This is a genomic window from Pseudomonas sp. HS-18 (genome assembly GCF_020401845.1).
GTDB lineage: Bacteria > Pseudomonadota > Gammaproteobacteria > Pseudomonadales > Pseudomonadaceae > Pseudomonas > Pseudomonas nitroreducens.
The window spans coordinates 1,565,618-1,591,336 of sequence record NZ_CP084413.1 but is presented as its reverse complement, the minus strand read 5'-3'; the positions used below and the strand labels follow the sequence as shown (position 1 = coordinate 1,591,336).

The window sequence follows — 25,719 nt, the reverse complement described above, 5'->3', positions numbered from 1 at the left end:
TTAGCTAGCTTTCTTTTTTCCCCGCTTCGGGCTACCGTCGGTGCCCGCCAGAACTAGAAAGACCTCCGAAAGCCCGTGTCATTGACCTTTGCCCAGGCACGTTCGCGCGATGCCTGCCATGCTCTGTGGCGGCCCTTTCGGCCAACCTGACCGTGATCAAAGCCTGACGACTGGAGATTCCATGAACCTGTCGCTCCTAAGCCGCTATGCCTTTTTTGCCGCCTGCGTCCTGTTCACCGTGCTCAGCCTGCCCTTCCTCGGGCATGACTGGGTCTGGCCCTTCACCCTGACCACCCTCGCCCTGAGCGTGCTCGGAGTCTTCGACCTGCTGCAGGAACGCCACGCGGTGCGCCGCAACTACCCGATCCTGGGCAACATCCGCTACCTGGTGGAAGCCATCCGCCCGGAAATCCGCCAGTACCTGCTCGAAGGCGACCAGGAGGCCCTGCCCTTCTCCCGCGCCCAGCGCGCCCTGGTGTACTCGCGGGCGAAGAACGAGACCGCCGACAAACCCTTCGGCACCCTGATCGACGTCTACCAATCCGGCTTCGAGTTCATCGCCCATTCCATCCGCCCGGCGCCGGTGGCCGCCCCCTGTACCTTCCGCGTCACCGTCGGTGGCCCGGCGTGCAAGCAGCCCTACTCCATCTCGGTGTTCAACATCTCGGCGATGAGCTTCGGTTCGCTCAGCGCCAACGCCATCCGCGCGCTGAACAAGGGCGCCAAGCTCGGCGGCTTCATCCATGACACCGGCGAGGGCAGCATCAGCCCCTACCACCGCGAATACGGCGGCGACCTGACCTGGGAACTGGGCAGCGGCTACTTCGGCTGCCGCAACGACGACGGCACCTTCAGCCCCGAGCGCTTCGCCCAGCAGGCGGTCGACCCGCAGGTGAAGATGATCGAGATCAAGCTCAGCCAGGGCGCCAAGCCTGGCCACGGCGGCATCCTGCCCAAGCACAAGGTCACCGAGGAAATCGCCGCCACCCGCGGCGTGCCCATGGGCAAGGATTGCATCTCGCCGTCCTCGCACAGCGCCTTCAGCACGCCCAAGGGGCTGCTCGATTTCATCGTCCAGCTGCGCGAACTCTCCGGCGGCAAGCCGGTAGGCTTCAAGCTGTGCATCGGCCACCCGTGGGAATTCATGGGCATCGCCAAGGCCATGCATGAGACCGGCATCCTCCCCGACTTCATCGTCGTCGACGGCAAGGAAGGCGGCACCGGCGCTGCGCCCCTGGAGTTCACCGACCACATGGGCCTGCCGATGCGCGAGGGCCTGCTGTTCGTACACAACACGCTGGTCGGCCTGGACCTGCGCGACAAGATTCGCATCGGCGCCAGCGGCAAGATCGTCAGCGCCTTCGACATCGCCAGCGTGCTGGCCATGGGCGCCGACTGGGCCAACTCGGCGCGCGGCTTCATGTTCGCCATTGGCTGCATCCAGAGCCAGAGCTGCCACACCAACAAGTGCCCCACCGGCGTCGCCACCCAGGACCCGTTGCGCCAGCGCGCCCTGGTGGTGCCGGACAAGGCCGAGCGCGTCTACAGCTTCCACCGCAACACGCTCAAGGGCCTGGCCGAGATGATCGCCGCCGCCGGCATCCGCCACCCCTCGGAGCTGGAAGCGCGGCATCTGGTACGCCGCGTCTCGGCCACCGAAATTCGCCTGTTCTCGCACCTGCATTACTTCCTGAAGCCGGGTGAACTGCTCTCCGGCAACATCGAGGGCGAGTTCTACGAGCGCATCTGGCGCATGGCGCGTAGCGACAGTTTCGACGCCATGCCTGGCTGATCCTGGCGGATAGTCGTGCAGCCGGCGGATCGACGGCTGCACGAATCTTCCAGACATCGCCTCATCGCGCGCTATGCTGGCCGACCGGGCAAGCGGTACGGAGGCGGCCCATGCACAAAGACAACTGGATCGACCTGCTGCAGGATGCCGACACCGGCATCCAGAGCCTGCGCGCGCACTTCAAGGGCCACGCCTACGACCCGCACTGGCACGACAGTTACCTGATCGGCTTCACCGAATCGGGCGTGCAGCAGTTCCGCAGCCGCAACCAGCGCTACGTCAGCACTACCGGCAAGGTGTTCTTCCTCGAGCCCGGCGATATCCATGACGGCGACGCGCCCACCGAGGGCGGCTTTACCTATCGCACCCTGTACCTCGACGCCCCCTGGCTTGAGCGCGAGATCGCCACGCTGTTCGAGGAGGCACCGGGCAATTGCCAATTGGCGGTGCCCGAGTTGCTGATCGACGACCCGCAGCTTGCCCGGCACATCGACAACGCCTTCCAGGCCGTGCATGGCCATGACCTGAAGATCGTCCGCCAGAGCGCCATCGACGATCTGCTCGATGGCATGACCCGTCACCTGCACTGGCGCCAGCGCGGCACCAGGCAGGCGCATCTGCCGCTGGTGGCACAGCGCGCGCGGGACTTCCTGCACGCCAACCTGACCGCCGACATCGGCCTCGACGACCTGGCCCAGGCCAGCGGCTGCGACCGCTTCCGCCTGACCCGCGCGTTCAAGCAGGCCTTCGGCCTGCCGCCCCATGCCTACCTGATACAACTGCGCCTGGCACGAGCCCGACAGTTGCTCGGCCGCGGCCTGGCCCCGGCGGACATCGCCGCCGACCTCGGCTTCGCCGACCAGAGCCACCTCGGCCGCTGGTTCCGCCGCGCCTATGGTGTGACGCCCGCGTACTACCGCAAGCGCTGCTCAAAGCTTCCAGACTGAGCCCGCCCCGCTGGCGATGATGAACTCCCACCGATTCACTGGAGTTCCCGCCATGCACCTCGCCCAGTTCAGCCAGTGGCTGCCCTTCCTGCTCTTCGCTTTCGTCGCCTCCATCACGCCCGGTCCCACCAACCTACTGGTGTTCAGCAACAGCGCGCGCTTCGGCTGGAGTGCGGCGTTACCGATCATGCTTGGCGGCTGCGGCGCCGCAGCGGCGCTGGTGCTGGCGGTGGGCAGCGGGCTGGGCGAAGTACTGGCCAGCCTGCCACGGGTGCAACAGGCGATGAGCGCAGTCGGCGTGCTCTGGCTGAGCTGGCTGGCCTGGCAGATCCTCCGCAGCCCGCCGGCAGACCTGAAGCGCGATACCGACGCCGCGCGCCTGGGAGCGGTAGGCGCTGCCGCGCTGCAGCTGGTCAACCCCAAGACCTGGATGATGGCGCTGGCGGTGATCAGCGTATACGCCGGCTACGGCGCCGATCGATTGGACCGCGTGCAACTGCTGTCGCTGCTGTTCTTCCTCGTGTCGATTCCCTGCATGGCGGTCTGGGCCGGCCTGGGTATCGGCAGCCAGCGCCTGCTCTCGCCCCGGCAGATGCAGCGGCTCAACCAGTTGATGGCAATCCTGCTGCTGGTCTCGGCCTGGGCCGGGGTATTGCTGTAACAACCTAGAGAATGCCGTCGCGCCGCAGGTACTCGCGCAGGTGCTCGATGAATGCGTGGATCTTGCGCGTCGCCCGGCGGTTGCTCGGGTAGACCGCGAGAATCTGCGCGCCGAAGGTGTCGGGTTCGAAGAAGTAGTCATCCAGCACCGTCACCAGCCGCCCGCTGCGCAGATATTCCAGCACGCTCCAGCGCGGGCACGGCAACAGGCCGTGTCCGGCAAGGCAAGCGGTCAGCAAGGTGGCCTGGTTGTCGCTGCTCAACCGGCCATTGCGCGGCGTGGAAAAGCGCATGCCGTCCACGTCGAACCACCAGCGGTCGTCCAGCGCCGGGTGGCGGTAGACCAGGCAATCGTGGTCAATGATTTCGCTCGGATGGCTGGGTGCACCGCGCCGCTCAAGGTAAGCGGGGCTGGCGCACATCGCCAGGCGGCTTTCGGCCAGCGGCTGGGCTATCAGCCCTGGCAGGTCGCTGTTGCCCATGCGCAGGGCGAGGTCGTAGCGGCCGTCGAGCAGATCGACATAACTATCGCAGAGGTCCACCTGCAAGCGCACGTCCGGGTGCAGGTCGAGGAATTCGGCACAGGCCCGGTCGAGGAACACCGGGCCGACGATCAGCGGCCCGGTGATGCGCAGCACGCCCCGCAGGCTGTGCTGCAACTGGGCGATCTCCTCGGTGGTTTCGCGCATCCGCGCCAGCACCTCGCGAGCACCATCCAGGTAGAGCTGGCCAGCCTCGGTGAGTGACATGCTGCGCGTGGTGCGCTCGAACAGCCGCGCGCCGACATCGATTTCCAGCTGGCCGACCGCCTTGGTCACCGCCGATGGGGTCTTACCCAGTTGCTCGGCGGCACGGCTGAAACTGCCGGTCTCGGCACTGGCGACGAACATTGCCAAGCTGCTGAATCTGTCCATCGTCATTCGTGCCAATCCTTCACAAGTGTTATGCCCGTTAGCGACTTCCGCGGCACACGCCACGCCATTAGCCTGCACTGCAGACCAACAATAATCCATCGAAAAGCAGAGGAAAGTCATGCACGGCATGCTCAAGGGAGCGCTGGCGCTCGCCATCGCACTCGGTACTTTTGAAGCACAGGCACAGAACGCGGACCTGATCCTGTACAACGCCAAGGTCTTCACCGCCGAACCTGGCCAGCCGCTGCAGCAAGCCATCGCAGTCGCCGGCGGCAAGGTACTGCAGGTGGGCTCCAACGAGGACATCCGCAAGCTCGCCGGCAGTGGCAGCAAGCAGGTCGACCTGGGCGGCAAAGTGTTGATGCCCGGATTCATCGACAGCCACTCGCACTCCATCTTCGGCGGCCTGGAGCTGATCTCCGCCAGCCTGCAGGATGAGCAGATGGACCTCGATGCCTTCGAGAAACGCCTCAAGCAGGACCGCGACAGCGGCAAGGCCAAGGTGCACGACACCGTGGTGATGAACGGCATGAACTCCACCTACTGGTCCCAGGCCGACGGCCTGGCCAAGCGCTTCAACCAGGGCGAGTGGAAGGACACCCCGGTGGTGCTGATCGGCAGCGACCACCACACCGCCTGGGCCAACGCCGCCATGCTCAAGCGCGCCGGGCTGGATGCCAAGCGCGTGCGCGGCCTGAGCCCGCTGGAGCAGCAGAACGTCGCCCACGACAAGGACTTCAACCCCAGCGGCTTCCTGGTCGACTCCGGTTTCGACCTGGTGGCCGCCGCCATGCCGGTGCCCGACGCCGCCACCATGGACCGCGCCGGCATGGCCGCGGTGAAGTACAACAACAGCCTGGGCATCACGGCCTGGATGGACCCGGCCGCCAACGGCACGCCCGGCGAGGCGCTGTTCGCCATCAAGCCCACCGAGAAGACCGTCGGCGTGCTGCCGGTCTATCGCGACCTGGCCCGCGACGGCCAGCTCACCGCCCACGTTGCCGCACTGCAGGTGGTGAACCCGAGAAGTACGCCGGCCGATCTGGACGTGATCGAGAAGGTCCGCCAGCAGTTCCAGGGCATCCCCAACCTGACGCTGCCGGGCATCAAGGTCTTCGCCGATGGCGTGATCGAGTTCCCGGCGCAGTCCGCCGCGCTGCTGGAGGACTACAAGAACAGCCACAAGCCGGGCGAACTGCTGATCGATCCGAAGCACTTCGGCGAACTGGTCAGCGCTGCCGACGCACGCGGCTGGCTGGTGCACATCCACGCCATCGGCGACCGCGCGGTGCGCGAATCGCTGAACGGATTCGCCCAGGCGCGCAAGGACCGGCAGAGCGGCGTGACCCACTCGATCACCCACCTGCAACTGGTCAACCCCAAGGACTTCCCGCGCTTCAAGGAGCTCGGCGTCATTGCCTCGATGCAGCTCGACTGGGCCGCCGCCGAGCCCTACACCGTGGAGCTGGTGAAGCCCTACATCGCCGATGAGACCTACCGCTACATGTATCCGGCCAAGTCCCTTCTGGACAATGGCGCCACCATCGCCGGCGCCAGCGACTGGCCGGTCTCCACGCCGGACCCGCTGAAAGCCATCTACCAGGCCGTGACCCGCAAGGGCGAGGAAGGCGTACTCAACGCCGCCGAGCGCGTGGACCGCCAGACCATGTTCTACGCCTACACCCGCAATGCCGCGCAGACGATCGGCCTGAGCGACAAGATCGGCACCCTGGCGGCCGGCAAGCAGGCCGACATGGTGGTGCTCGACCGTGACGTGTTCACCGTTCCGGACCAGCAACTGGACGAAGCCCGCGTGCTGCACACCCTGTTCGAAGGCCGCGAAGTCTACCGCGCCGACGATCAACCGGCTCTCTGAGCCGGGCTCCTGCGCCGGGGTCTGAACAGCCCCGGCGCCTTGCCCGCCAGCCCTGCCCTCCCTTCACGCTACCCGGCATAGCCGGGAAGGCGGGTGCTGCGCGGGATTTTTCATCTGCCCACAGACAATCACAACAAAGGGACTTCCCGCATGAATCGCCCCCATTGGCTGGCCGGCGCGCTGCTCGCCTGCGCGCCGCTCACCTCCGCCCTGGCCGTCGAGCTGGGCCACGACTTCAACCTGCAGATCGACACCGCGCTGGTCAGCGACTACCGCACCCGTGGCATCTCGCAGACCCAGGGCGACCCGGCCCTGCAGGTCGGCGCCACCCTGCAGCATGCCTCCGGCGCCTACCTGGGCGTATGGAGTTCCAACGTCGATTTCGGCGGTGGCCTGAAGACCCGTCAGGAAATCGACTACTACGGTGGCTGGTACTGGCAGGCCGACGAAAACATCGCCCTGGACCTGGGCTATATCAAATACGCCTACCCCAAGGAAAGCCAGTTCAACCAGAGCGATACCTACGCCATCCTCCACGCCTACGGCATCGAGCTCGGCGCCTACTACGGCAACGATTACCCGACCTACTTCGGCGAGGACCAGGCCAACCTCTACACCTACCTGGCCTACAACGCCGAGCTGCCGGAGGAGTTCAAGCTGCGCGTGCGCTACGGCCGCAACGACGCCAAGGACCCGCTCTATCTTTCCGGCGACGGCAGTACCCGCGACACCTACCACGAGTGGGAAGCCAAGTTGAGCCATGAATGGGTGGGCTTCGACTGGGCGGTGAGCTACATCGACACCGACCTGTCGCAGAACGAATGCCGGACCCAGTTCGGCTTCGGCGACGCCTGCACCGCAACGGTAGTGGCCAGCGTTTCCCGAAGCTTCTAACGCAGCGGTGGCGGACGGGGCGGCGTGGCGTCCCGTTCGCCCAGCAGGGCGATGGCGCACAAGGCCAGCGCGGCGACGTTGGTAGAGACCGGATTGAAGGCGCCCAGCAGCAGTTCCGGGGCGAACAGCGCCACATCCACCAGCAGGCCCAGCAGCGCAGCAGCCGCCAGCCATAGCGGCCAGCGGCTGCGGCGCAGCAGCAGGATGGCCAGGGCCAGGACGATCTCGGCGGCGCCCGCGACCTCGGCAATACGCTGGGTGGAGAGCGGCCAGCCGTGGGCCTCGATCATCCGCACTTCGTCCGGGCTGAGGAACAGCAGCTTGGGCACCAGGCCGTGGTAGAGGAACACCAGGCCCAGCGCCAGGCGCGCGATGGCCGCGCTAGTCATTGCCGAGGAAGCGCCCGCGGTACTGCGGCGAGGGCACCAGGCACTGCTCTTCGCGGCCAAACAGGCGATAGCGGTTGAGGGCGATACGGTCGTAGCACCAGTCGCGCAGTGGCCGTGGAATCAGCCAGAGCACCCGCAGCCAGTTCCACGGCGCCGGCAGTTGGCCGATCACCCGCAGGAAGGCGTCGCTGCGCTCGAAGCCTTCGCGTCCCTCGACGTAGAGCATGGTGTCGAAGTACTCGGTGGGCAGGCCGAACCAGTCGAGGATCGCCTGCCCCTCGGCGGACTGCACGCTGCACAGCTTTACCCGGCGCTCGCGGTCGTGCTGCAGGAGGAAGCGGCTCCAGCCGTTGCACAGGCGGCAGGTACCGTCGAACAGCACCACTTTATCGTCGGGCTGCATGTTGGGAGGCAGAGCCATGGGGTCGTCTCCAGATCCCTGATGCCTCAACTGTGCCCTCCGCGTGTGACAAGTCCTGCTCTTCATCGCTCATCCATTGGCGAGGGAGTACAAACGGTATTCGACCCAGCCCGGCCCCAGCCGGCCCTCACCCACCGCCAACTGGTGGTTGAGCCAGCGGTAGCGGTCGTCGCCGACCTCGAAACGCGGCTGGATCATGAAATAGGTGTCGCCGAACTCGGTACTGTCGCCCCGCGAGACTGCGTGGATGATCTTCGGGTTGGCCACCAGCAGTCCGTTGTGCTGCATCAGGATACGCGCGCCGTCGTCGGTGCGCAGCACCAGGCGCACTTCCAGGTGCCAGCCGCCATCGCCATCCACCAGGATCCAGTCGCCGCCACCGGGCAGCACTTCGCCGCTCAGGCGCTGGCCCTTGAAAGTGCCGCCGCCGGCCGCCGAGATCAGCCGCTGGCCCTGGGGCACGCGGCCGATTTCCAGCGGCACGCTGGCCTTCACGTTCATCTCCATCAACGGCTCAAGCTTCATCGCAGCGCTCCTGCGCAAGGTCGTCGTAGACGCATCAGTAAAGCAGCCGCAAGCCCGCGCGGCCATCCGCCTAGGACGGCGTGGCGAAGCGATAGCGCAGCAGCCGGCCCATGCGACGCATCGCCGGAATGGCCAGGGTGATCTCGTAGAGCAGGCGCATGCCCAGGGGCAGCCGGGCAATCTGCTCGCGGTCGTAGGCGGCGATGGCATCGGCGAACTGCAGGGCCGGGACCTGCTGCTCCAGCTCCCGGGGCTCGTCGATCCCCCAGTGCAGCACGGCGCCGGTACGGCGGATCATCGGGTTCCACTGCAGCAGGCGAATGCCCAGGCGGCTGTAGCCATCGAGTACCAGTTCGCCCTGATGGAAGTGCGCTACCAGGGCGCGCAGCAGCCAGGGAACCTTGTCCGCCTCCACGTAGGGCAGCGCGCCTTCGGAAAGCATCAGCACCGGCCGCCCTGTCGGAATCAGGCGCCACCAGTCCGGTGTGGTCAGCGCGCTGGCCAGCAGGTGGCAGTTCTCCCGCGCGGGGTACAGGCGCTCGCGCAGCGCGATCACTTCAGGGAAGTCCAGCTCGAACCATTGCACGGTGGACGACGGGTCGATGCGGAAGATCCGACTGTCCAGCCCGCACCCCAGCTGCAGCACCACGCAGGCCGGATGCCGCGCCAGGAAGTCGCGTACCCAGTCGTCGAACAGCTTGGCCCGCAGGGCAATCCCCACCTGCTCCGCGCGGCCGATGCGCAGGCGGGCGAAGTCATAGTCGATCTGCTCCACGGCGCGGCACGAGAAGTGGTCCCGCAGCAGGCTGTCGGGCAGCTCGCTCTCCTTCGCCTTGGCGTAGAGGGTGATCAGCAAAGTTTCCGGCGTACCGCGCAGGCCGATGCGTTCCACGTCACTCGTGCAGGTAGTAAAGCTTGTTGACGATCTGCCAGCCGTTGCCGACCTGCAGCAGCGACAGGTAGTCGGTGAAGTGCATGCCCATGAACTCGTCGGTGACCTTGGCCACTGCGCTATCACCGGTGATGTCCAGGGACTTCAGCTCCCACGCCGGCGGCGCACCTTCGGCAGGCGGCGATTCGGCCTTGATGGCGCCGATGAACTCGTCCAGCGAGGCCCACTCCAACGCGCCGTGGTAGTTGCCGATGATCTTGCAGGAAGGATGGAAGGCCTGGCGCAGCCGGGCCTCGTCACCGAAAGTCATGCCCTCGACGTAATCGGTCAGTACCCGATTGATGGCGGCGCCGTCCGCCGTGTAGTTGCTCATCGCTGTTGCCCTCCCAGGCCATCTTGGCCATGGAGGAAGGCTAGCACCCTGCCCCGGCCGCGCCCTGGGGGGCGACGATCGGGGCCGGTGCGTGGTGCGGAGTCAGACCACCGCGAGGTGCTGCTTGCGGTTCGGCGGCGGGAAGGCGGCGTCGAGGGCGTCGAGGTCTTCGGGCGTCAGCCGCAATTGCAGCGCGGCGGCATTGTCGCGCACGTGCAGCGGCTCGACCGCCTTGGGAATGGCGATCACTCCCGGCTGCTGGATCAGCCAGGCCAGGGCGACGCGGGCCGGGGTGGCGTCGTGGCGGCCGGCGATATCCGCCAGTACCCGATCGCGCAGCAGGCGACCGCCCTGGCCAACCGGGCAGTAAGCCATCAGCGGCATGCGTTCTTCCTGGCACCAGGGCAGCAGGTCCCACTCGATACCGCGCTCCTCCAGGCTGAACTGCACCTGGTTGGTGGCGCAGGCCGGTTCGTTCAGCTCCTGCATATCGTCGAGGTCGAAATTGGAGACGCCCCAGCGCTTGATCTTGCCCGCCTCGCGCAACCGCTCGAAGGCATCCACGGTTTCATCCAGCGGGTACTGACCGCGCCAGTGCAACAGGTAGAGGTCCAGGCAATCGGTACCCAGGCGCCGCAGGCTGCGTTCGCAGGCCTCGGGGATGCCACGCCGGCTGGCGTTGTGCGGGTAGACCTTGCTGACCAGGAAGACCTGCTCGCGCAGCCCGGCAATAGCCTCGCCAACCACCTCCTCCGAACCGCCCTCGGCGTACATCTCGGCGGTGTCGATCAGGGTCAGGCCCCGCTCGATACCTTCGCGCAGGGCGGCGACCTCGCGCTTGCGCTGGAAGCTGTCCTCGCCCATGCGCCAGGTACCCTGGCCGATGGCGGGTACGGCGGTGCCGTCGGCGAATACCACAGTGTTCATCTCGTGCTCCTTCTGACTGTTCGTTACGGGACACGGGGCCGGCCGCCCGAAACCGGGCGACGGGCACTCAGGGTAGCGCAGAAGCAGCTGGCGGGGCGTGGATCAGCGATTGGTCTGCAGGTTGCGCCGGGCGGCGTGGCGCTCGATGGCCAGGTCGATCAGGCGGCTGACCAGCTCGCTGTAGGTCATCCCGGCGGCCTGCCAGAGCTTGGGATACATGCTGATGCGGGTGAAACCGGGCAGCGAGTTGAGCTCGTTGACCAGCACCTCGCCACTGTCGGTGAGGAACACGTCGACCCGTGCCAGCCCGGAGCATTCCAGGGCGATAAAGGCGTCTACCGCGAGCTGGCGGATACGCTCGCCGGCCTCGGCCGGAATATCCGCCGGCACCACGACCTTGGCCGCATCCTCGTCGATGTACTTGCTGTCGTAGGAGTAGAAGCCGCTGCCGACGACGATCTCGCCGCAGCCGCTGGCGATCGGCTGATCGTTGCCCAGCACCGCGCACTCGATCTCGCGGCCCTTGACGGCGGCCTCAACCAGCACCTTGTCATCGAAGGCCAGCGCCAGGCGCACGGCTTCGTCGTACGCGGCCTCGTCCTCGACCTTGCTGACGCCCACCGACGAGCCCATGTTCGCCGGCTTGATGAACAGCGGCAGGCCGAGCTTGCGCTGCGCCTCGGCAAACGGCGTGCGGGCGGCACTCGCGCGGGTCAGCGTGAGGAACGGCGTGATGGCGATGCCGGCGTCGCGCAGCAGGCGCTTGCTCACGTCCTTGTCCATGCAGATGGCCGAGCCGAGCACGTCGGAGCCGACGAAGGGAATATCGGCCATGCGCAGCAGGCCCTGCAGGCAGCCGTCCTCGCCCAGGGTGCCGTGAACGATGGGGAAGATCACGTCGACGTGATCGAGCAGTTGGCGGCTGCCGGTTTCCACCAGTTGCCGCTCGGCCTTGCCCGGCACCACGGCCAGCTCGCGATTGGAACGGTTCAGCGCAATGAGGGCCGGGTTTTCCTGGTTGAGCAGGTAGTCGGAGGCATCGTTGAGGTGCCAGCGGCCTTCCTTGTCGATACCGATCAGCACCGGTTCGAAGCGCTCGCGGTCCAGCGCGTCGACGATGTTCTTCGCCGATTGCAGCGACACCTCGTGCTCCGCCGAACGCCCACCGAAAATCACTCCAACGCGCAACTTGCCCATGACAACCTCCCAAGGATCGATGGGCGCTTTCTAACACGGGCTCCCGCGCTTGGGTAGGAACAGTGAGCGGCGAACAGACAGGACGCTTGCGTTCAAAACCGGCGCAGCGCCTGCGCCAGTTCGCGAGCCGCCTGGCCGCTGTGCACGCCAGGGAACAGATGAGTGAACGGCAAGGCCACGAAGCGCCCTTCGCGCACGGCGCGCAGTCGCGACAGCACCGGGTCGGCACGCAGCGTTTTCTTTTTCTGCTCGGCCGTGGACCACAGCGCATCGGCCAGCAGGATCACGTCCGGATCGCGTGCCAGCAGTTGTTCGGTGTTGGCGGTGAAGCTGCCCAGGTCGACATCCTCGAACAGGTTGTGCGCACCGGCGGCATGCAGCAGCTGTGTAATGACTCCGCGCCGGCCCTGGCTCTCCAGTCCGTTGCTGGCGCTGTCGAGATAGAAGACGTCCAGCGGCTTGTGGTGGGCAAAGAGGCGGCGGGCTTCGGCCAGCTCGGCGCGTTGCTGGCGAATCAGTTCCTGCGCCCGCTCCTGCTCGCCAAGAATTTCGCCCAAGGTCGTCAGGTCCGTCTCGACACCGACGAACAGATCATCCGTCCACACCCCGCACCCAGCATCCAACAGGTAGCTCCCGACACCCTGGCCGGCCAGTTCTGCGCGGGACAGGTTGCCCAACCGGAAGGCCGAGTCGAAGCCGGCCACCACCAGGTCCGGCTTCAGCGCGTAGACCGCTTCCGCCGCCGGGTACTGGCGCGCCAGCAGCGGCACGCCGCGATAGCGGCCGCCACTCAGGTTGAGGTCGTCATCGATGTAGGCCACGCCGATCAATCGCGACCCGGCGCCCAGCGCCAGCAGCAGGTCGGCAGCGTGCTGGTTGAGGGCGAGGATGCGTTGCGGAGGGTGATCGATGTGCCAGTCCTGCGCGCAGTTGCGGTAGTCCTGGGCAGTGGCCGTCGCCATGCCCTGCAGCAACGCCACCCCGAGCGCCAATGCCAATGTGTAGGAGCGAGCTTGCTCGCGAACCAAACCGGGCACCGATGGCATCAAGCGCTTCGCGAGCAAGCTCGCCCCCACAAAGAGCCATGCCGGCCTCATGCTTCGTCATCCACGCGCAAATCCGCCACCGGCACGCCATCGCGCAGGTGCTCGGTCACCACCCGACAAACCTGCTCATCACTGCGCAAGCCGTACCAGACGCGCTCGGGGTAGACCGTCAGCACCGGCCCGCGATTGCAGGGGAACTGGCAACCGGTGCGGGTCAGCAAGGCGCCCTTGGCGTTCTCGTAGAGGTCGTGGCGAATCAGTTCGCGACGCAGGGTCTTCCACAACGGCAACGCGCCCCGGCGCACGCAGCGCGGCCCCACGCAGAGGAACAGGTGATGACGATGCGGCGGCGGCGCGGACCAGTCGGGCTGCGACGGCACCGCACCGACACCCCGGCATTCCAGCTGCTGCGCCGGATCGTCGATCGCCGCCAGCACCGCACCGACGTCGAGCCCATGCCGGCCCAGCGCCGATGCCGTGATGCTCGGCACCGGCGCCTGCGGAAACTCATCCGCCAGTACCGCCAGTTCGGCGCGCAGCCAGTCGAGGTAGGCGCCGTCGGCGGCGGGCTCCAGGTCGACCAGCAACAACGACGCGGCATCGGCAAGCTGCGCGCGCGCTCGGGCCCAGAGCAGGTCGAAGCCCTCGCTGGTGTCGATGCTCTCGACACCCGCCAGACGCGCCGACACCTCGCGGTACAGGCGCTCGCCCTGGGCGCCGGCCAGCGGGCCGACCAGCAGGATGGCCCTCATCAGAAGCTGAAGGTGTAGCGCAGCTCGGCGGTGCGCGGCCGGCCGAGGTTGTCCACCTGGCGGATGCCGTTGCTGGTGCGGCCGGTGGCGTAGTCGCGGTCGAGCAGGTTATCCAGCAGCACGCTCAGACGATGCGCGCGGGCCGCGTCGAGGTAGCGATAGGCATCGCCGTCGAGCACGGTGTAGTGGCCGTAGTCGTCTTCCTGGGCGCTGACGATGGAGCCCACGTAGCGTGTGGCGAGGCCAGCGCCCCAGAGGTTGTCGTCATAGCCGGCTCGCACGCGGGCGAAGAAGTGCGGGATGTTGTTCACCGTCACGCCCTTGCGGCTGTCCACCAGGTTGCGCGTGGCGTCGGCGGAGAGCTGCCAATGGCGGCCGAACTGCCACTGGCCGTTGGCTTCCACGCCGCGCACTTCGATCTCGCCGTTGCCGTTCACCCATTGATCGCCCGCGAGGGTGATCAGGTCGGTGATCTCGCGGCGGAACAGGGTGACGCTGCCGCTCCACAGCTGGTCGAACAGCTCGCCGGTGTAATCCAGGCCCAGTTCGGCGTTGCGACTGCGCTCGGGCTTGAGGTCACGGTTGCCGACTTCGTCGCCCGGCTCGTTGACGAACAGTTGCTCGGCGGTGGGCAACTTGAAGGCCGTGCCGAACTGGCCGCGCAGCTTGAGTTGCTGGGTTAGGTCATAGAGCGAGGTCAGCATCCACACCGTGGCGCCTTCGCCGCCGGAGATTTCCTCGCGGCGCACGCCCAGGCTCGGGTGCCAGTCGGGCAGCGCGTCGATGCGCGGGCGCAGCTGGGCGTACAGCGCATGGGACTCGGCCTTGTCGTTGTCGATGATCAGCACATCGTCCTGGCCCTTGTACCACTGGTTGTCGCTCCCGAAGACCAGCTCGTGACCGCCACCGAACCTGGCCTTGCCTTCGAGCTGCGCCCCCCAGTCGGTAAAGCCCCAGTAGTCATTGTGATTGAGCACCTGGGTGCCGCCGCCCTGCAGGTTGTAGACGCGGTCGTAGCGGGTATCCCAGTCGTTGATGTGGGTCTTGGCGAACCAGCTGAAGTCGTCGTTGACGCTCTGCTGGAAGGTCGCCGTGGCGATCTGTTGCACGCGGTTGTTGCTGGTGTGATGGTTCGATGTCGGTCGGGCGAAGTCCAGCTCGGCGTCGGCGTACTGGTAGAACAGCTCCAGCCGCGAGGCATCGCCGATGGCCTGGATGGCCTTGGCGCCGAACACGTTGACGTCGTAGGAGCGGCGCTTGTCGCTGACGGTGTCGGTCATGTCGCGGTCGCGGTACGGCTGGTAGCCGTCGGAGCGGTTGTGGCTGACGTAGGCCATCAGGCCGAGGTCGCCCAGGCCGTTCTGCACGACTTTCTCCGCGCGGGCATCGCCGCTGCGGCCCTTGAACGTATCCAGGCCCAGGTTGACCTCGCCGGACGTCTCGCGCGAACGCGCGCTGCGGGTGACGATATTGATCACCCCGGACACCGCCTGGGTGCCGAACAGCAGGCCCTGGCCGCCCTTGAGCACCTCGATGCGCTCCACCGCGGTGGTCGGCAGGGTATCGATGTAGATGCCGCCGTAGAGGCGATTGTTCAGGCGCACGCCGTCCAGCAGGATCAGCGTGTCGTCGTTGCGCCCGCCCAGCAGCGAGTAGGTGCCGTAGTCGAACGGGCCGTTCTTCGGCGCGACGAACAGGCCGGGCACGTACATCTGCAGCACGCGGGTGATGTCGGCGCTGGGGCCGGCGCGCTCGATCTGCTCGCGGTCGATGACCTCCAGCTTGCTGCCGTAGCGCGCCATGTCGGCCACCGTGGTGGACTCCACGGAAGGCGCACTGACGATTTCATCGGCCAGGTCGAGGGGCGCTGCCACAAGCTGCGAACTCAGGGCGCAGAGGGAGAGAACGGGAGTCCAGCGCAGGGCGCGCCGGGAGATGGAAGCAGGAGAATGCAAGGTGATCGCCTCGAAATCGGGATTTCGCAGGCGGCGCAGCGACACCCGGAACGAGCGCGCCCCGGGAACCGGCTCACGCCCGCCCACCGCGGGTTTGCCAAACAGGTTCCAGGCCGGTCTCCGGGCTTGCGAGGGTCCTGGGGCATCCGCCTTCCCATGCTTGCGCACAGTGGCTTAGTGGATGCTCCGCTCGCTTACCGTTGCGGGGGCAGCGCCGGACTGATCGCACGAAGGCGACGCACCGGCTTCCCGTTTCACCCCACGCACGGCGGCGGGGGGCACCTGAAACGGGGCGCATATCAACACTTGCGATGGGAAAGCGTCAAGCTCGGGGCTTGCGCAGGATGTTGCAGGGCGAAGTCAGTGCCAGGGATCGTAGGTGCCGAAGCTCCAGATATGCCCTTCCGGATCACGGCAGGTGAAGCCCTGGCCGCCGTAGTCTTCGTCCTTGATGTCGATGACGATCTGCGCGCCGCCATCCACCGCTGCGCGGTACAGCGCTTCGGCGTCCTTCACCACCACGTAGATGCTCTGGGTACAGCCGCCGATCTCGTCGGGCTGGCGCATCAGGCGGCCGTACTCGTTGTCGTGCAACGAGCCGAGCATCACCAGGCCGCTGCCGTCGGCCAGCGCCAGCTGCGCGTGGGCGATTCCGCCGTGGTCATCGGCAACGACCAGTTGCCGCTGGAAGCCGAAGGTGGCGCACAGCCAGTCGATGGCCTGGGGGGCATCGCGGTAGCGCAGGCAGGGAATGACACTGGGGCGGGCGACGGAGGCGGGCTGGGACATGGCGATCTCCGGGGCAGGACGGGCGCAATGCTCTGAGCATAGTCGCCCGTTTTTCGCTCTTCAGCGCTGCGCGGCGACCAGCAGCAACATCGGCCGCTCGCGTTCTTCGGCCAGTGCCGGATTGGCCTGCACCTGCCCGGCGCTCGGGCCCCAGTCCTCGACGTGGCGCAACGTCAGCCCCGCGCCGATGACCGCATTCAGGATGCTGCCCAGGGTGCGGTGCTGCTTGATCACTCCCTTAGCGAGCCAGTCGGTGCGGCGCTCGCCTTCGTCCTGGTAGTGATCCACCGGCCAGCAGCGGCGGCCATCGCCATCGACGACCCAGCCCGGCTTGAGCGAGGCCATGTAGATCGGGTGTTCGATGGAGAACACCAGGCTGCCGCCGGGGCGCAGCGCATCGTGTACGTTGCGGAAGAAATGCGGCAGGTCTGCGAGGTAATGCAGGGTCAGCGAGCTGTAGGCGAGGTCGAAGGCCGCGGTGGGCAGTTCGAGTTGGTCGAGGTCGGCATGGAAGTAGCTCACCTGCGCGGCGTCGGTGTTCGCCCGTGCGTGGTCGAGCATTTTCTGCGACACGTCCAACCCGCTCACCGTGCGCGCGCCCTGCTCCGCGGCGTAACGGCTGAACCAGCCATAACCGCAACCGAGGTCGACCACGTCCAAGCCTTCCAGCGGCGGCAACAGCGAACGCAGCGAAGCCCACTCCGGCGCGCCGTCCAGGCCATGCTGCGAACGTGGCAGCTGGGCGTAGCCCGCGAAGAATTCGGGATTGTCGTAGATGTTCTGCGCCATGGATCGGCACTCCTTTCTGACGGACCAAGGATCGATTGTCTGCGCCAGGGACGGGGCCGGCAACCCGATGAGGTCAATGCAGGGGTGATCGAAGCGCAATTTCCTGCAAGACCGCCCGCCGGGCCCGCCGTAGTTTCGGGAGAAAGATCCCCAGGAGGAAACACCGTGACCCAACGCCAACCGATCAACCTGCAGGACAAGCTCGGCCGCATTACCGAAACCTGGCAACCGCGGGTGATCGCCGAGATGAACGACTACCAGTTCAAGGTGGTGAAGTTGCACGGCGACTTCGTCTGGCACAGCCACGCAGACACCGACGAAACCTTCATCGTGCTCGACGGCGAACTGCGCATCGACTTCCGCGACGGCCCGCTGACCCTGCGCGCCGGCGAGCTTTACGTGGTATCGCGCGGCGTGGAGCACAAGCCGTATGCCGAGCGGGAAGTGCAGGTGATGCTGATCGAGCCGCGCGGCGTGCTGAATACCGGGGATCAGGGCGGCGAGCGGACGGCGGAGAATGATCGGTGGATCTGATCAGCTCTTGACGGGCACTTCCGCCGCTTTTGCCCCAAAGCGCTTGCGGTAATCACTCGGCGCCATCCCGGTGATTTTGCGGAAGGTGCTGCGGAACGAACCCGGATCGAGGTAGCCGACCGTATAGGCGATGTGCTCCACCGTGCCGTTGGTGAACTCCAGCAGCTCCCGCGCCTTGCCCACGCGCAGGTGCTGGCAGTACTCGGTGGGCTTGAGCCCGGTGGCGGCGCGGAAGCGGCGCAGGAAGGTGCGCTCCTCCAGCCCGGCCTGGGCGGCCATGGCGGCGAGGCTGACGTCCACCGCGCCATTGCCCTGCAGCCAGTGCTGGACCTTGAGGATCGCGGCGTCGCCATGCCCCAGCAGCGGCGCGAAGTTGCTGCCGCACTGCTGGGCGCTGTCGCTGTGCTCCACCACCATGAAGCGTGCGGTGCGGCTGGCGATGCTCGGGCCGAGCAGGCGGTCGACGATGCGCAGGCCCAGCTCCGACCAGGCCATCAGCCCGGCGGAGGTGATCAGGTCGCCATCGTCGACCATGGGCTTGTGCGGCTCCAGGCGTACGCGCGGGAAACGCTTGGCAAAGGCTTCGGCACCGCTCCAGTGAGCGGTGGCGCTGCGGCCGTCGAGCAGCCCGGCTTCGGCTACCAGCAGCCCGCCGATGCAAACCGAGCCTACGATGGCGCCCTCGCCATGGCGCGCAGCAAGCCAGTCGGTGAGGTTGCGCAGCGGCGCGACGTCGGGCAGGCCGAACAGTGACGGCGGCACCAGCACCGCGACCAGGCGACTGTCAGCGCCGGGATGCGTATCGAAGACACGATGCGGTTCGCTGCCGGCCTCCCCGCACCAATGGCTGACGCGCAGTGCCGGCAGCTGAGCGCCGGCCTCGTCGCCGGCGATGCGCTCCGCCACCGCGAAGAGATCGGTCAACCCGTGCAGCGCCGCCGTCTGCACGCCGGGATAGAGCAGCAACCCGATCTCGACGACGCTCCGTTCCACAGCCATTGTCAGTTTTCCCCTGGTTATTGTCGTTCCACCTGATCCCCGCTCGGCGAGCGGCGAACCATACTGGTCCCACTTCCTCACCACTCAAAAGGAATTCGGAAATGGCCAAGCAAGCGCTCATCCTAGTGGATATCCAGAACGACTACTTCCCCTCCGGCAAGTGGCCGCTGGTCGGCATCGAGCCGGCCGCCGACCAGGCCGCCAAGGTACTCGCCGCCTTCCGCGAGCGCGGTGACCTGGTGGTGCACGTACGCCACGAGTTCGAAAGCGCCGACGCCCCGTTCTTCGCCCCCGGCAGCGACGGCGCGAAAATCCACCGCAAGGTCGCCAACCTGCCCGGCGAGCCGGTGGTCCTGAAGCACTTCGTCAACTCGTTCCGCGACACCGACCTCAAGGCCATCCTCGACCAGCACGGCGTCGACTCCGTGGTCGTTGTCGGTCACATGAGCCACATGTGCGTGGACGGCGTGGTGCGTGCCGCCGCCGATTTCGGCTACACGGTAACCGTGCTGCACGACGCCTGCGCCACGCTGGACCTGGAGTTCAACGGCGTGAAGGTGCCGGCCGCCCAGGTCCATGCCGCCTACATGGCCTCGTTTGCCTTCGCCTACGCCGAAGTGCTGTCCGTCGCCGAGTATCTGAACCGCTGATTTACAGGGCTCGGCAAAAGGGCCTCCATGGAGGCCCTTTTTTCGTTTCGCAACACGCCGCAATACGGCCGATGCACTGCCGAAGCAAGACGTGAGAAGTTGCCCAACATTCAGTTGGCTTTCCGCTATTATCGACGCTCGATCGCCTGCCGATAAGGACATCCCATGAGCGTTTCCTCGATCATTACCCTCGCCATCATCGCTGGCGTGATCTTCCTGCTGATCAGTGTGTTCAACCGTCTGGTGGCGCTGCGCAACCGCTACCAGAACGCCTTCGCGCAGATCGAGGTGCAACTCAAGCGCCGCTACGACCTGATCCCCAACCTGGTGGAAACCGCCAAGGCCTACCTCAAGCACGAGCGCGAAACCCTCGAAGCTGTGATCGCTGCGCGCAACGCTGCCGTGGCCGGCCTGAAGGCCGCGTCCGAGCAACCGGGCGACGCCGGCCGCATGGCGCAACTGGCCGCCGCCGAGAATGCCCTGGGTGGCGCGATGGGTCGCCTGAACGTGACCCTGGAAGCCTACCCGGACCTCAAGGCCTCGCAGAACCTGCAGCAGGTCAGCGAGGAACTGTCGAGCACCGAGAACAAGGTCGCCTTCGCCCGCCAGGCCTACAACGACTCGGTGATGGAGTACAACACCTACCGCCAGTCCTTCCCCGCCAATGTCCTGGCCGCCACCTACGGCCACAGCAAGGACGCCAGCCTGCTCGAGTTCGAGGACAGCAAGGCAATCCAGGCCGCGCCGAAAGTCGCCTTCTAAAACCTCGGCGCAGGACGCGCGATGAACTTCTTCGAACACCAGGACCGCGCCCGCAAGCAGACCGGGCGCCTGGTCCTGCTGCTGACTATCGCCGTGGTGTGCCTGGTGACCATCACCAGCCTGGCGCTGGGCTGGCTCTGGCGTCACCTCGGCGAGCCTGCTCTGCACCTGACCTCGCGCGCCTCCCTGCCCGATCCGGAGCTGTACCTGTCGGTGGCCGCCGTGATCGTCGGCGTGGTCGTCCTCGGCGCGCTGTACAAGCAGGTGCAGTTGAGTGCGGGCGGCAAGGTCGTGGCCGAGAGCCTCGGCGGCCGCCTGCTCAACCTCAGCGCCAGCAATGCTGACGAGCGTCGGTTGCTGAACGTGGTCGAGGAAATGGCCCTGGCCTCCGGCTCGCCGGTGCCGCCGGTGTATGTGCTGGAAGACGGCTCGATCAACGCCTTCGCCGCCGGCCTGACACCCCGCGACGCGGTGATCGGCATTACCCGCGGCGCCATCGAGCAGCTCGACCGCAATGAACTGCAGGGCGTGATCGCCCACGAGTTCAGCCACATCCACCACGGCGACATGTTGCTCAACACCCGGCTGACCGCCCTGCTCCACGGCATGCTCCTGCTTGGCCTGATCGGCGGCATGCTGCTGCGCGGCTGGAGCGAGACCAGCACTGGCGTGCGCATCAGCAGCCGGAGCAGCAGCAACGACAAGAACGGCGGCGGCAGCGTGGTGCTGCTGGTGATCGGCGCCGGCGTGGTGCTTTACGTACTCGGCTATGTCGGCACCTTCTTCGGGCAGTTGATCAAGGCCTCGGTCAGCCGCCAGCGCGAGTTCCTGGCCGACGCCTCAGCCGTGCAGTTCACCCGTGATCCCTCGACTATCGCCGGTGCGCTCAAGAAGATCGGTGGCAACCCGCTGGGCGCCCTGCTCAGCGCCCCGCGCGCGGCAGAATTCAGCCATATGTACTTCGGCGATGGCGTGGGCAGCAGCTGGTTCGACACCCACCCGCCGCTGAAGGACCGTATTCGCCGCGTCGATCCGGGCTGGGACGGAAACTACCCGAAATTCGAACCACGCCTGGACGTGGCGCTGATGAACAAGCAAGCCTGGACCTCCGCCGTCACCGGCCAGCCGTACCAGCCCAGCGCCGTGGACGTGGCAGTGGCCGCCGTCGGCGCACCCACCATCGCGCACCTGCAGGAAGCCCGCAGCACCCTGCAACGCCTGGACGAGCGCCTGCAGCGCGCCGCCCATGACAGCGAAGGCGCCGAAGCACTGGTCTACGGCCTGCTGCTGGATAGCGACCCCGGCCTGCGGGCGCGCCAGCTGGAAGCGATCAAGCAGCGCCTCAACCTCAGCCTGGCGCTGCAACTGGACCTGCTGGAGGAGTCGCTGCTTCGACTCGATCCGGGCCAGCGCCTGCCCCTGCTCGACCTGGCCATGCCGGCGCTCAAGCAACTGGACGCCAAGGCCTTCCTCGCCCTGCGCGAGAACATGGCGCTACTGATCAAGCTGGACGGCAAGGTCAAGCTGCTGGAATGGACGCTGCTGCGCATCATCGAGCGCAACCTGCGGCCGGGCAGCGGCAAGATCGGCAACGTGGCACTGGCGGACCTGTCCGAAGCCTGCGCAACGCTGCTGGCCTTCCTCGCCCGCGTTGGCGAAACCAGCGACCTGCAGACCGAGCAGGCGTTCGCCGATGCCTGGAGCGGCCTGCCCTTCGCCCCCCGGCCGCTGCCGGGCGCCGCCAGCCTGCGCGAGCTGGAGACCGCACTGAAGCAGCTGGAACATCTGCGCCCGCTGCAGAAGCCGCAACTGCTCAAGGCGCTGGCGCGCTGCATCGAGCACGACGGGCGCATCACCGCTGGCGAAGCGGAGCTGATGCGCGCGGTGGCGGATATCCTGGATTGCCCGATGCCGCCGTTGCTGGCGACCTGAAGCGCCCTCAATCCAATCTGTAGGAACGAGCTTGCTCGCGAAACCGATTCCGCAGCGAAGTCCGTTCGCGAGCAAGCTCGCTCCTACAAAAGCCCCATGCTCTGGCTTTAAAGGATTTCCAGAGAAACATCCGCACGCTCCGGAATGCCCCTTTCAGGAGGCCTCGTTGAAGCGGAGTTTCAGGGGTTGAGCGACATGGATGTCGCGAGAGCCACGATGGGCCAGGGATGGCCCGTCGTGGCGTGCCCCTGAAACTTCGCTTCAACGAGGGAATTTTTCGCCCCAAGCGAAAAACCGGATGGAGGGGCAAGCCTTCTTGGTTACTTCTTCGGCGTTTGGAAGAAGTAACTCGCCCGAGGGGGCGAAACAGAATCTCTCGGCGCACACCAAAGCGGCGCAATAACACCCAATCCCAACTAAGTAATCACCCGTATGTCCCGCACAGGAGTGCCGTCCTAGGATGGCCAAAACCATACCTGGACAGACAACTCAATGCCCCACATCGCCATCGACTACACCGCCAACCTCACCAACGACCTGCTGCCTCTGGAACTGCCTGAAAAACTCCATGAAGCCGCAAAAGGCCTGGGCGTGTTCCCCAGCAACGGCCTGCGCACCTTCGCCCGCGCCATCGACCAGTTCCACGTTGGCGCCAACACCCGGGACGAAGCCTTCATCAACATCCAGATCCGCATCGCCCCTGGCCGCCCCGAGGAGTTGCGCCAGCGCATCGTCGACACCCTGTTCGCCACCGCCGAACAGACCCTCGCCGAACTCATCGAAAAACGCCCCATCGGCCTGCAACTGGAAATCACCGAACTCGACCGCAGCCTGACGCGCATGGCCGGCAGCCTGCCCACGGCGTAATCACCCAGCAAAAGAAAAGGGCCTCCGAAGAGGCCCTTTTTTCAATCGTTCAACCGCACATCAGGCGCGACTGGCGACGCTGCCCTGCTCCTTGGGAGCAAGGTTGAGCGCAAAGTACAGCACCGTCAGCAGCACCAGGAAGGCCGGGCCGATATACAGCGCGATGCGCGTATCTTCGAAGAACGCCATCAGCACCACTACCAGCACCAGGAAGGCCATGGCCAGGTAAGAGCTGATCGGGTACAGCCACATCCTGAACTGCAGCTTGCCGGCTTCGGCAGCGCTCAGCCCGCGGCGGAATTTCAACTGCGCCAGCAGGATCATCGCCCAGGTCCAGATGGCACCGAAGGTGGCGATGGAGGTCACCCAGGTGAACACCTTCTCGGGCACCAGATAGTTCAGCAGCACGCCCAGCAGCAGCGCGAAGATCGACAGCAGCAGCGCATTGCGCGGCACGCCGCCGCCGGAGGTCCTGGCGAACACAGCCGGGGCCTGGCCATGCTGGGCGAGGCTGTAGAGCATGCGGCCGGTGCTGAAGATGCCACCGTTGCACGACGACAGCGCGGCGGTGATCACCACGAAGTTGATGATGCCGGCGGCGGTCTTGATGCCCATGCGCTCGAAGGTCATGACGAAGGGGCTGCCCTGGGTGCCGATCTCGTTCCACGGGTAGATCGACATGATCACGAACAGCGCGCCCACGTAGAACAGCAGGATGCGCCAGAACACCGAGTTGATCGCGCCCGGGATTGTCTTCTGCGGGTTCTTCGCTTCGCCGGCGGTGAGGCCGATCATCTCCACGCCCAGGTAGGCGAACATCACCATCTGCAGCGACATCAGCACGCCGGTGATGCCGTGGGGCATGAAGCCGCCGTTGCTCCAGAGGTTGGAGATGCCGGTGGCGATACCGCCGTTGCCCAGGCCGAAGAAGATCATGCCGGCGCCGGCCAGGATCATGGCGACGATGGTGACGATCTTGATCAGGGCGAACCAGAACTCGAACTCACCGAAGGCACGCACGGCGATGAGGTTGATGGTACCCATGCTCGCCAGCGCGGCCAGCGCCCAGATCCAGCGCGGCACGTCGGGGAACCAGATGCCCATGTAGATGGCCACCGCGGTGATCTCCGCGACGCAGGTCACCAGCCAGAGGAACCAGTAGTTCCAGCCGGTCAGGTAACCGGCCAGCGGGCCGAGGTAGTCCTGGGCGTAGCGGGCGAACGAGCCGGCCACGGGATTGTGCACGGCCATCTCGCCGAGGGCGCGCATGATCACGAGGATGGCGAGACCGCCAATGATGTAGGAAAGCATGATGGCCGGGCCGGCCATCTGGATGGCCTTGGCGGAGCCGAGGAACAGACCGACGCCGATGCAGGCGCCCAGGGCCATGAGACGGATGTGCCGCTCGTTGAGATCCCTTTGGAGATCGTGGGACGACATGGTGATGCAACCTCATTTTGTTCTTGGGAAATATCAGCCGAGGACTCTAAGTGCAGTCGGGATGCGGAACCGCCGAAAAGGCTTCGCCACCGCGCCGGGCGGCACGGAGGGAGAAGTGTCTGGCAGTTCCAGGACGGCACACCGGAAGAGGCTGCCCGCTCTTGTGAAGCGGACGTGGGCATTGCGGGAGGACCACGGCTGAGGTCGCGGGCGAGTGTTACACAAGTAGGAGGGAATCGTCTGCACCACCAAGGTGCAATGTGACCAAAGGGATAGCGGCGTATCGCCACATCTTCCCGCGCCACCAGGGCCGGTGTAGAGCGGTTCAGCCGCCCAGCGGCTGAAACTCCAGCAGCAGCGAGCAGGGCTTGCCGGTGTCCGGATGACGAGGCTCGCGCAGTTGCCGCAGGCGCCAGCCGCTGGCGGCCAGCAGCGCCAGCCAGGACTCCAGGGTGCGGAAGAACCAGGGCATCGGTGCGCTGAACTCACCGCCGAAGGCAGCGAAGTCTTCCAGGCGCCAGCCGTCCACATAGGGCGCGTCACCGCAGGCGGCCCACGGATGCACGGTCTGGATCAGCAGCCGCCCGCCGGGATTGAGCCGCTCGCGAAGTACGCCGAGCAATGGTGCGATGTACTCGTCGAGCAAGGCGAAATTGCACACCAGGGCGTCGAACTGGCCGAGTGAATCTCCGGCTTCGATGAGTCCCGCGTAATCCATCACTTCATAGCGCCCACCGCCCGCCATCTGCGCGGCTTCAATGAGCGGTGCGCAAGCATCCACGCCGACACACTCGCTGCCCTTCTCGGCCAGCGCACGACACAACCAGCCTTCGCCGCAACCGATATCCAGCACACGGCGTGCCGGACCTTCGGCAATCGCGGCGAGGATCGCCGCGTCGGTGACCAGCCGTCGGCTCTCGATGCGCTGCTCGCGCACCGCGCGGGTCCAGGCATCGGCGTTGGCCTGCCAGCTCTGGCGGATTCGGGCGTCGTGGTCGGTCATGGCGATATCCGTGAGTGGGGAGAGGCGATCGCGGATCAATCCGCTCCTGTGCCGGTGACGGGCTACGGCGTCCTCAACGACTTGGGCACCGCCAGCCCCTTGGGCGGCGGCGTCTGCGGCAACGCCTTGCGGCACCCGGCATCACTGAACGGTCCGCCGATCTTCTGCCAGCCACTGCCCGGTGATGTCTGCTGGCAGGTATAGGCGCCATCGAGCTTGCTCTGCCATTTATAGAAGGGCATCGGCGCGGCGGCGAGGTTCAACGAAACGCCCAGCAGCGCGATCAGGGGCAAAAAGTACGAACGCATCGGCGGCCATTCCTGTCCAAATAATCACATTCCACCTGCTGGCCGTCGGCAAATCAATCCGGCGAGCCACGAACGGCACCTGGCGG

Annotated in this window: 27 protein-coding genes and 1 riboswitch; of the genes, 10 read left to right on the top strand and 17 right to left on the bottom strand. The window is 66.2% G+C overall.

Annotated features, from left to right (window positions below; all coding sequences use genetic code 11):
• Nucleotides 1-181 precede the first annotated feature (181 nt).
• The 3 genes from LDJ84_RS07430 to LDJ84_RS07420 all read left to right on the top strand — a co-directional run bounded on the left by LDJ84_RS07430 (nucleotide 182) and on the right by LDJ84_RS07420 (nucleotide 3,400).
• The gene (locus LDJ84_RS07430) at nucleotides 182-1,792 is read left to right on the top strand and encodes an FMN-binding glutamate synthase family protein (protein WP_226046137.1); all 1,611 of its coding nucleotides are present in this window, start codon (nucleotides 182-184) and stop codon (nucleotides 1,790-1,792) included.
• A 110-nt stretch (nucleotides 1,793-1,902) separates the two neighbouring features.
• Nucleotides 1,903-2,739 carry an AraC family transcriptional regulator gene (locus tag LDJ84_RS07425; RefSeq protein ID WP_037011285.1) on the top strand — a complete coding sequence of 279 codons (837 nt, stop codon included), beginning with the start codon at nucleotides 1,903-1,905 and terminating at the stop codon, nucleotides 2,737-2,739.
• 52 nt (nucleotides 2,740-2,791) lie between these two features.
• Nucleotides 2,792-3,400 carry a LysE family translocator gene (locus LDJ84_RS07420; protein WP_193452772.1) on the top strand — a complete coding sequence of 203 codons (609 nt, stop codon included), beginning with the start codon at nucleotides 2,792-2,794 and terminating at the stop codon, nucleotides 3,398-3,400.
• A gap of 4 nt (nucleotides 3,401-3,404) precedes the next feature.
• Here LDJ84_RS07420 and LDJ84_RS07415 read toward each other — a convergent pair whose 3' ends face one another.
• Nucleotides 3,405-4,313, bottom strand: a complete 909-nt coding sequence (locus LDJ84_RS07415; RefSeq protein WP_038803779.1) for a LysR substrate-binding domain-containing protein — start codon at nucleotides 4,311-4,313, stop codon at nucleotides 3,405-3,407.
• 118 nt (nucleotides 4,314-4,431) lie between these two features.
• On the opposite strand from LDJ84_RS07415, the gene LDJ84_RS07410 reads away from it, so the two are divergent.
• Entirely contained in the window at nucleotides 4,432-6,189 is a 1,758-nt protein-coding gene (locus LDJ84_RS07410) for an amidohydrolase (protein WP_024765370.1), read from the top strand.
• 150 nt (nucleotides 6,190-6,339) lie between these two features.
• Nucleotides 6,340-7,083, top strand: a complete 744-nt coding sequence (locus LDJ84_RS07405; protein ID WP_226046136.1) for a TorF family putative porin — start codon at nucleotides 6,340-6,342, stop codon at nucleotides 7,081-7,083.
• Here LDJ84_RS07405 and LDJ84_RS07400 read toward each other — a convergent pair.
• From LDJ84_RS07400 to LDJ84_RS07345, 12 genes are all read right to left on the bottom strand, one after another.
• Entirely contained in the window at nucleotides 7,080-7,472 is a 393-nt protein-coding gene (locus tag LDJ84_RS07400) for a DoxX-like family protein (protein ID WP_024765368.1), read from the bottom strand. The genes LDJ84_RS07405 and LDJ84_RS07400 overlap by 4 nt on opposite strands.
• Nucleotides 7,465-7,893, bottom strand: a complete 429-nt coding sequence (locus LDJ84_RS07395; RefSeq protein ID WP_024765367.1) for a thiol-disulfide oxidoreductase DCC family protein — start codon at nucleotides 7,891-7,893, stop codon at nucleotides 7,465-7,467. The genes LDJ84_RS07400 and LDJ84_RS07395 overlap by 8 nt, the downstream gene beginning before the upstream one ends.
• 69 nt (nucleotides 7,894-7,962) lie before the next feature.
• Entirely contained in the window at nucleotides 7,963-8,418 is a 456-nt protein-coding gene (locus tag LDJ84_RS07390; protein WP_024765366.1) for a DUF3237 domain-containing protein, read from the bottom strand.
• 70 nt (nucleotides 8,419-8,488) lie between these two features.
• Nucleotides 8,489-9,310 carry a class I SAM-dependent methyltransferase gene (locus LDJ84_RS07385; protein ID WP_226046135.1) on the bottom strand — a complete coding sequence of 274 codons (822 nt, stop codon included), beginning with the start codon at nucleotides 9,308-9,310 and terminating at the stop codon, nucleotides 8,489-8,491.
• A 1-nt stretch (nucleotide 9,311) separates the two neighbouring features.
• A complete protein-coding gene (locus tag LDJ84_RS07380) occupies nucleotides 9,312-9,683 on the bottom strand; it encodes a nuclear transport factor 2 family protein (RefSeq protein ID WP_037011283.1) in 372 nt (123 codons plus the stop codon).
• A gap of 102 nt (nucleotides 9,684-9,785) precedes the next feature.
• Nucleotides 9,786-10,610 carry an aldo/keto reductase gene (locus tag LDJ84_RS07375; protein ID WP_024765364.1) on the bottom strand — a complete coding sequence of 275 codons (825 nt, stop codon included), beginning with the start codon at nucleotides 10,608-10,610 and terminating at the stop codon, nucleotides 9,786-9,788.
• A 102-nt stretch (nucleotides 10,611-10,712) separates the two neighbouring features.
• Complete coding sequence (gene ddlA, locus LDJ84_RS07370) at nucleotides 10,713-11,807, bottom strand: D-alanine--D-alanine ligase (RefSeq protein ID WP_170859109.1); 1,095 nt, start codon at nucleotides 11,805-11,807, stop codon at nucleotides 10,713-10,715.
• Nucleotides 11,808-11,899: 92 nt separating this feature from the next.
• Complete coding sequence (locus LDJ84_RS07365) at nucleotides 11,900-12,853, bottom strand: ABC transporter substrate-binding protein (RefSeq protein WP_226046134.1); 954 nt, start codon at nucleotides 12,851-12,853, stop codon at nucleotides 11,900-11,902.
• Nucleotides 12,854-12,900: 47 nt separating this feature from the next.
• Complete coding sequence (locus tag LDJ84_RS07360; protein WP_226046133.1) at nucleotides 12,901-13,605, bottom strand: (2Fe-2S) ferredoxin domain-containing protein; 705 nt, start codon at nucleotides 13,603-13,605, stop codon at nucleotides 12,901-12,903.
• Entirely contained in the window at nucleotides 13,605-15,560 is a 1,956-nt protein-coding gene (locus tag LDJ84_RS07355; RefSeq protein ID WP_413247445.1) for a TonB-dependent receptor plug domain-containing protein, read from the bottom strand. Before LDJ84_RS07355 ends, LDJ84_RS07360 begins: the two co-directional genes overlap by 1 nt.
• Nucleotides 15,561-15,653: 93 nt before the next feature.
• Nucleotides 15,654-15,861: riboswitch (cobalamin riboswitch) on the bottom strand.
• A gap of 59 nt (nucleotides 15,862-15,920) precedes the next feature.
• Nucleotides 15,921-16,349 (bottom strand): VOC family protein, encoded by a 429-nt coding sequence (locus LDJ84_RS07350; protein ID WP_169888013.1) that lies wholly within the window; start codon nucleotides 16,347-16,349, stop codon nucleotides 15,921-15,923.
• A 60-nt stretch (nucleotides 16,350-16,409) separates the two neighbouring features.
• Nucleotides 16,410-17,138: a class I SAM-dependent methyltransferase gene (locus tag LDJ84_RS07345; RefSeq protein WP_024765358.1), complete on the bottom strand. Its 729-nt coding sequence runs from the start codon at nucleotides 17,136-17,138 to the stop codon at nucleotides 16,410-16,412.
• A gap of 165 nt (nucleotides 17,139-17,303) precedes the next feature.
• Here LDJ84_RS07345 and LDJ84_RS07340 point away from each other — a divergent pair, with 165 nt between their 5' ends.
• On the top strand, nucleotides 17,304-17,672 hold the full coding sequence (locus LDJ84_RS07340) for a cupin domain-containing protein (protein ID WP_226046131.1): 369 nt from the start codon (nucleotides 17,304-17,306) through the stop codon (nucleotides 17,670-17,672).
• Here LDJ84_RS07340 and LDJ84_RS07335 read toward each other — a convergent pair whose 3' ends face one another.
• Nucleotides 17,673-18,671 (bottom strand): GlxA family transcriptional regulator, encoded by a 999-nt coding sequence (locus tag LDJ84_RS07335; protein WP_226046130.1) that lies wholly within the window; start codon nucleotides 18,669-18,671, stop codon nucleotides 17,673-17,675. It lies immediately after the preceding gene.
• Between the two features lie 101 nt (nucleotides 18,672-18,772).
• Between LDJ84_RS07335 and LDJ84_RS07330 the strand changes: the two genes are divergently transcribed.
• The 4 genes from LDJ84_RS07330 (at nucleotide 18,773) to LDJ84_RS07315 (ending at nucleotide 22,882) form a co-directional block, all read left to right on the top strand.
• Nucleotides 18,773-19,321, top strand: coding sequence for a cysteine hydrolase family protein (locus LDJ84_RS07330; RefSeq protein ID WP_226046129.1), 549 nt, complete (start codon nucleotides 18,773-18,775; stop codon nucleotides 19,319-19,321).
• Between the two features lie 165 nt (nucleotides 19,322-19,486).
• Nucleotides 19,487-20,083, top strand: coding sequence for a LemA family protein (locus LDJ84_RS07325; RefSeq protein ID WP_024765354.1), 597 nt, complete (start codon nucleotides 19,487-19,489; stop codon nucleotides 20,081-20,083).
• A gap of 21 nt (nucleotides 20,084-20,104) precedes the next feature.
• Entirely contained in the window at nucleotides 20,105-22,015 is a 1,911-nt protein-coding gene (locus LDJ84_RS07320; RefSeq protein ID WP_226046128.1) for a M48 family metallopeptidase, read from the top strand.
• Between the two features lie 492 nt (nucleotides 22,016-22,507).
• Nucleotides 22,508-22,882 (top strand): 5-carboxymethyl-2-hydroxymuconate Delta-isomerase, encoded by a 375-nt coding sequence (locus tag LDJ84_RS07315; protein ID WP_024765563.1) that lies wholly within the window; start codon nucleotides 22,508-22,510, stop codon nucleotides 22,880-22,882.
• A 60-nt stretch (nucleotides 22,883-22,942) separates the two neighbouring features.
• On the opposite strand, the gene LDJ84_RS07310 is transcribed toward LDJ84_RS07315, so the two are convergent.
• The 3 genes from LDJ84_RS07310 to LDJ84_RS07300 all read right to left on the bottom strand — a co-directional run bounded on the left by LDJ84_RS07310 (nucleotide 22,943) and on the right by LDJ84_RS07300 (nucleotide 25,633).
• Entirely contained in the window at nucleotides 22,943-24,322 is a 1,380-nt protein-coding gene (locus LDJ84_RS07310) for an amino acid permease (protein ID WP_065084196.1), read from the bottom strand.
• 325 nt (nucleotides 24,323-24,647) lie between these two features.
• Complete coding sequence (locus LDJ84_RS07305; protein ID WP_226046127.1) at nucleotides 24,648-25,325, bottom strand: class I SAM-dependent methyltransferase; 678 nt, start codon at nucleotides 25,323-25,325, stop codon at nucleotides 24,648-24,650.
• A gap of 62 nt (nucleotides 25,326-25,387) precedes the next feature.
• Nucleotides 25,388-25,633, bottom strand: a complete 246-nt coding sequence (locus tag LDJ84_RS07300) for a hypothetical protein (protein ID WP_024765560.1) — start codon at nucleotides 25,631-25,633, stop codon at nucleotides 25,388-25,390.
• Between the last annotated feature and the right edge of the window lie 86 nt (nucleotides 25,634-25,719).

What these genes read in the sequence shown, in the direction of transcription:
- LDJ84_RS07430 (WP_226046137.1), top strand. Translation starts at nt 182, where the DNA reads ATGAACCTGTCGCTCCTAAGCCGCTATGCCTTTTTTGCCGCCTGCGTC.
- LDJ84_RS07425 (WP_037011285.1), top strand. Translation starts at nt 1,903, where the DNA reads ATGCACAAAGACAACTGGATCGACCTGCTGCAGGATGCCGACACCGGC.
- LDJ84_RS07420 (WP_193452772.1), top strand. Translation starts at nt 2,792, where the DNA reads ATGCACCTCGCCCAGTTCAGCCAGTGGCTGCCCTTCCTGCTCTTCGCT.
- LDJ84_RS07415 (WP_038803779.1), bottom strand. Translation starts at nt 4,313, where the DNA reads ATGGACAGATTCAGCAGCTTGGCAATGTTCGTCGCCAGTGCCGAGACC.
- LDJ84_RS07410 (WP_024765370.1), top strand. Translation starts at nt 4,432, where the DNA reads ATGCACGGCATGCTCAAGGGAGCGCTGGCGCTCGCCATCGCACTCGGT.
- LDJ84_RS07405 (WP_226046136.1), top strand. Translation starts at nt 6,340, where the DNA reads ATGAATCGCCCCCATTGGCTGGCCGGCGCGCTGCTCGCCTGCGCGCCG.
- LDJ84_RS07400 (WP_024765368.1), bottom strand. Translation starts at nt 7,472, where the DNA reads ATGACTAGCGCGGCCATCGCGCGCCTGGCGCTGGGCCTGGTGTTCCTC.
- LDJ84_RS07395 (WP_024765367.1), bottom strand. Translation starts at nt 7,893, where the DNA reads ATGGCTCTGCCTCCCAACATGCAGCCCGACGATAAAGTGGTGCTGTTC.
- LDJ84_RS07390 (WP_024765366.1), bottom strand. Translation starts at nt 8,418, where the DNA reads ATGAAGCTTGAGCCGTTGATGGAGATGAACGTGAAGGCCAGCGTGCCG.
- LDJ84_RS07380 (WP_037011283.1), bottom strand. Translation starts at nt 9,683, where the DNA reads ATGAGCAACTACACGGCGGACGGCGCCGCCATCAATCGGGTACTGACC.
- LDJ84_RS07375 (WP_024765364.1), bottom strand. Translation starts at nt 10,610, where the DNA reads ATGAACACTGTGGTATTCGCCGACGGCACCGCCGTACCCGCCATCGGC.
- ddlA (WP_170859109.1), bottom strand. Translation starts at nt 11,807, where the DNA reads ATGGGCAAGTTGCGCGTTGGAGTGATTTTCGGTGGGCGTTCGGCGGAG.
- LDJ84_RS07365 (WP_226046134.1), bottom strand. Translation starts at nt 12,853, where the DNA reads ATGCCATCGGTGCCCGGTTTGGTTCGCGAGCAAGCTCGCTCCTACACA.
- LDJ84_RS07360 (WP_226046133.1), bottom strand. Translation starts at nt 13,605, where the DNA reads ATGAGGGCCATCCTGCTGGTCGGCCCGCTGGCCGGCGCCCAGGGCGAG.
- LDJ84_RS07350 (WP_169888013.1), bottom strand. Translation starts at nt 16,349, where the DNA reads ATGTCCCAGCCCGCCTCCGTCGCCCGCCCCAGTGTCATTCCCTGCCTG.
- LDJ84_RS07345 (WP_024765358.1), bottom strand. Translation starts at nt 17,138, where the DNA reads ATGGCGCAGAACATCTACGACAATCCCGAATTCTTCGCGGGCTACGCC.
- LDJ84_RS07335 (WP_226046130.1), bottom strand. Translation starts at nt 18,671, where the DNA reads ATGGCTGTGGAACGGAGCGTCGTCGAGATCGGGTTGCTGCTCTATCCC.
- LDJ84_RS07330 (WP_226046129.1), top strand. Translation starts at nt 18,773, where the DNA reads ATGGCCAAGCAAGCGCTCATCCTAGTGGATATCCAGAACGACTACTTC.
- LDJ84_RS07325 (WP_024765354.1), top strand. Translation starts at nt 19,487, where the DNA reads ATGAGCGTTTCCTCGATCATTACCCTCGCCATCATCGCTGGCGTGATC.
- LDJ84_RS07320 (WP_226046128.1), top strand. Translation starts at nt 20,105, where the DNA reads ATGAACTTCTTCGAACACCAGGACCGCGCCCGCAAGCAGACCGGGCGC.
- LDJ84_RS07315 (WP_024765563.1), top strand. Translation starts at nt 22,508, where the DNA reads ATGCCCCACATCGCCATCGACTACACCGCCAACCTCACCAACGACCTG.
- LDJ84_RS07310 (WP_065084196.1), bottom strand. Translation starts at nt 24,322, where the DNA reads ATGTCGTCCCACGATCTCCAAAGGGATCTCAACGAGCGGCACATCCGT.
- LDJ84_RS07305 (WP_226046127.1), bottom strand. Translation starts at nt 25,325, where the DNA reads ATGACCGACCACGACGCCCGAATCCGCCAGAGCTGGCAGGCCAACGCC.
- LDJ84_RS07300 (WP_024765560.1), bottom strand. Translation starts at nt 25,633, where the DNA reads ATGCGTTCGTACTTTTTGCCCCTGATCGCGCTGCTGGGCGTTTCGTTG.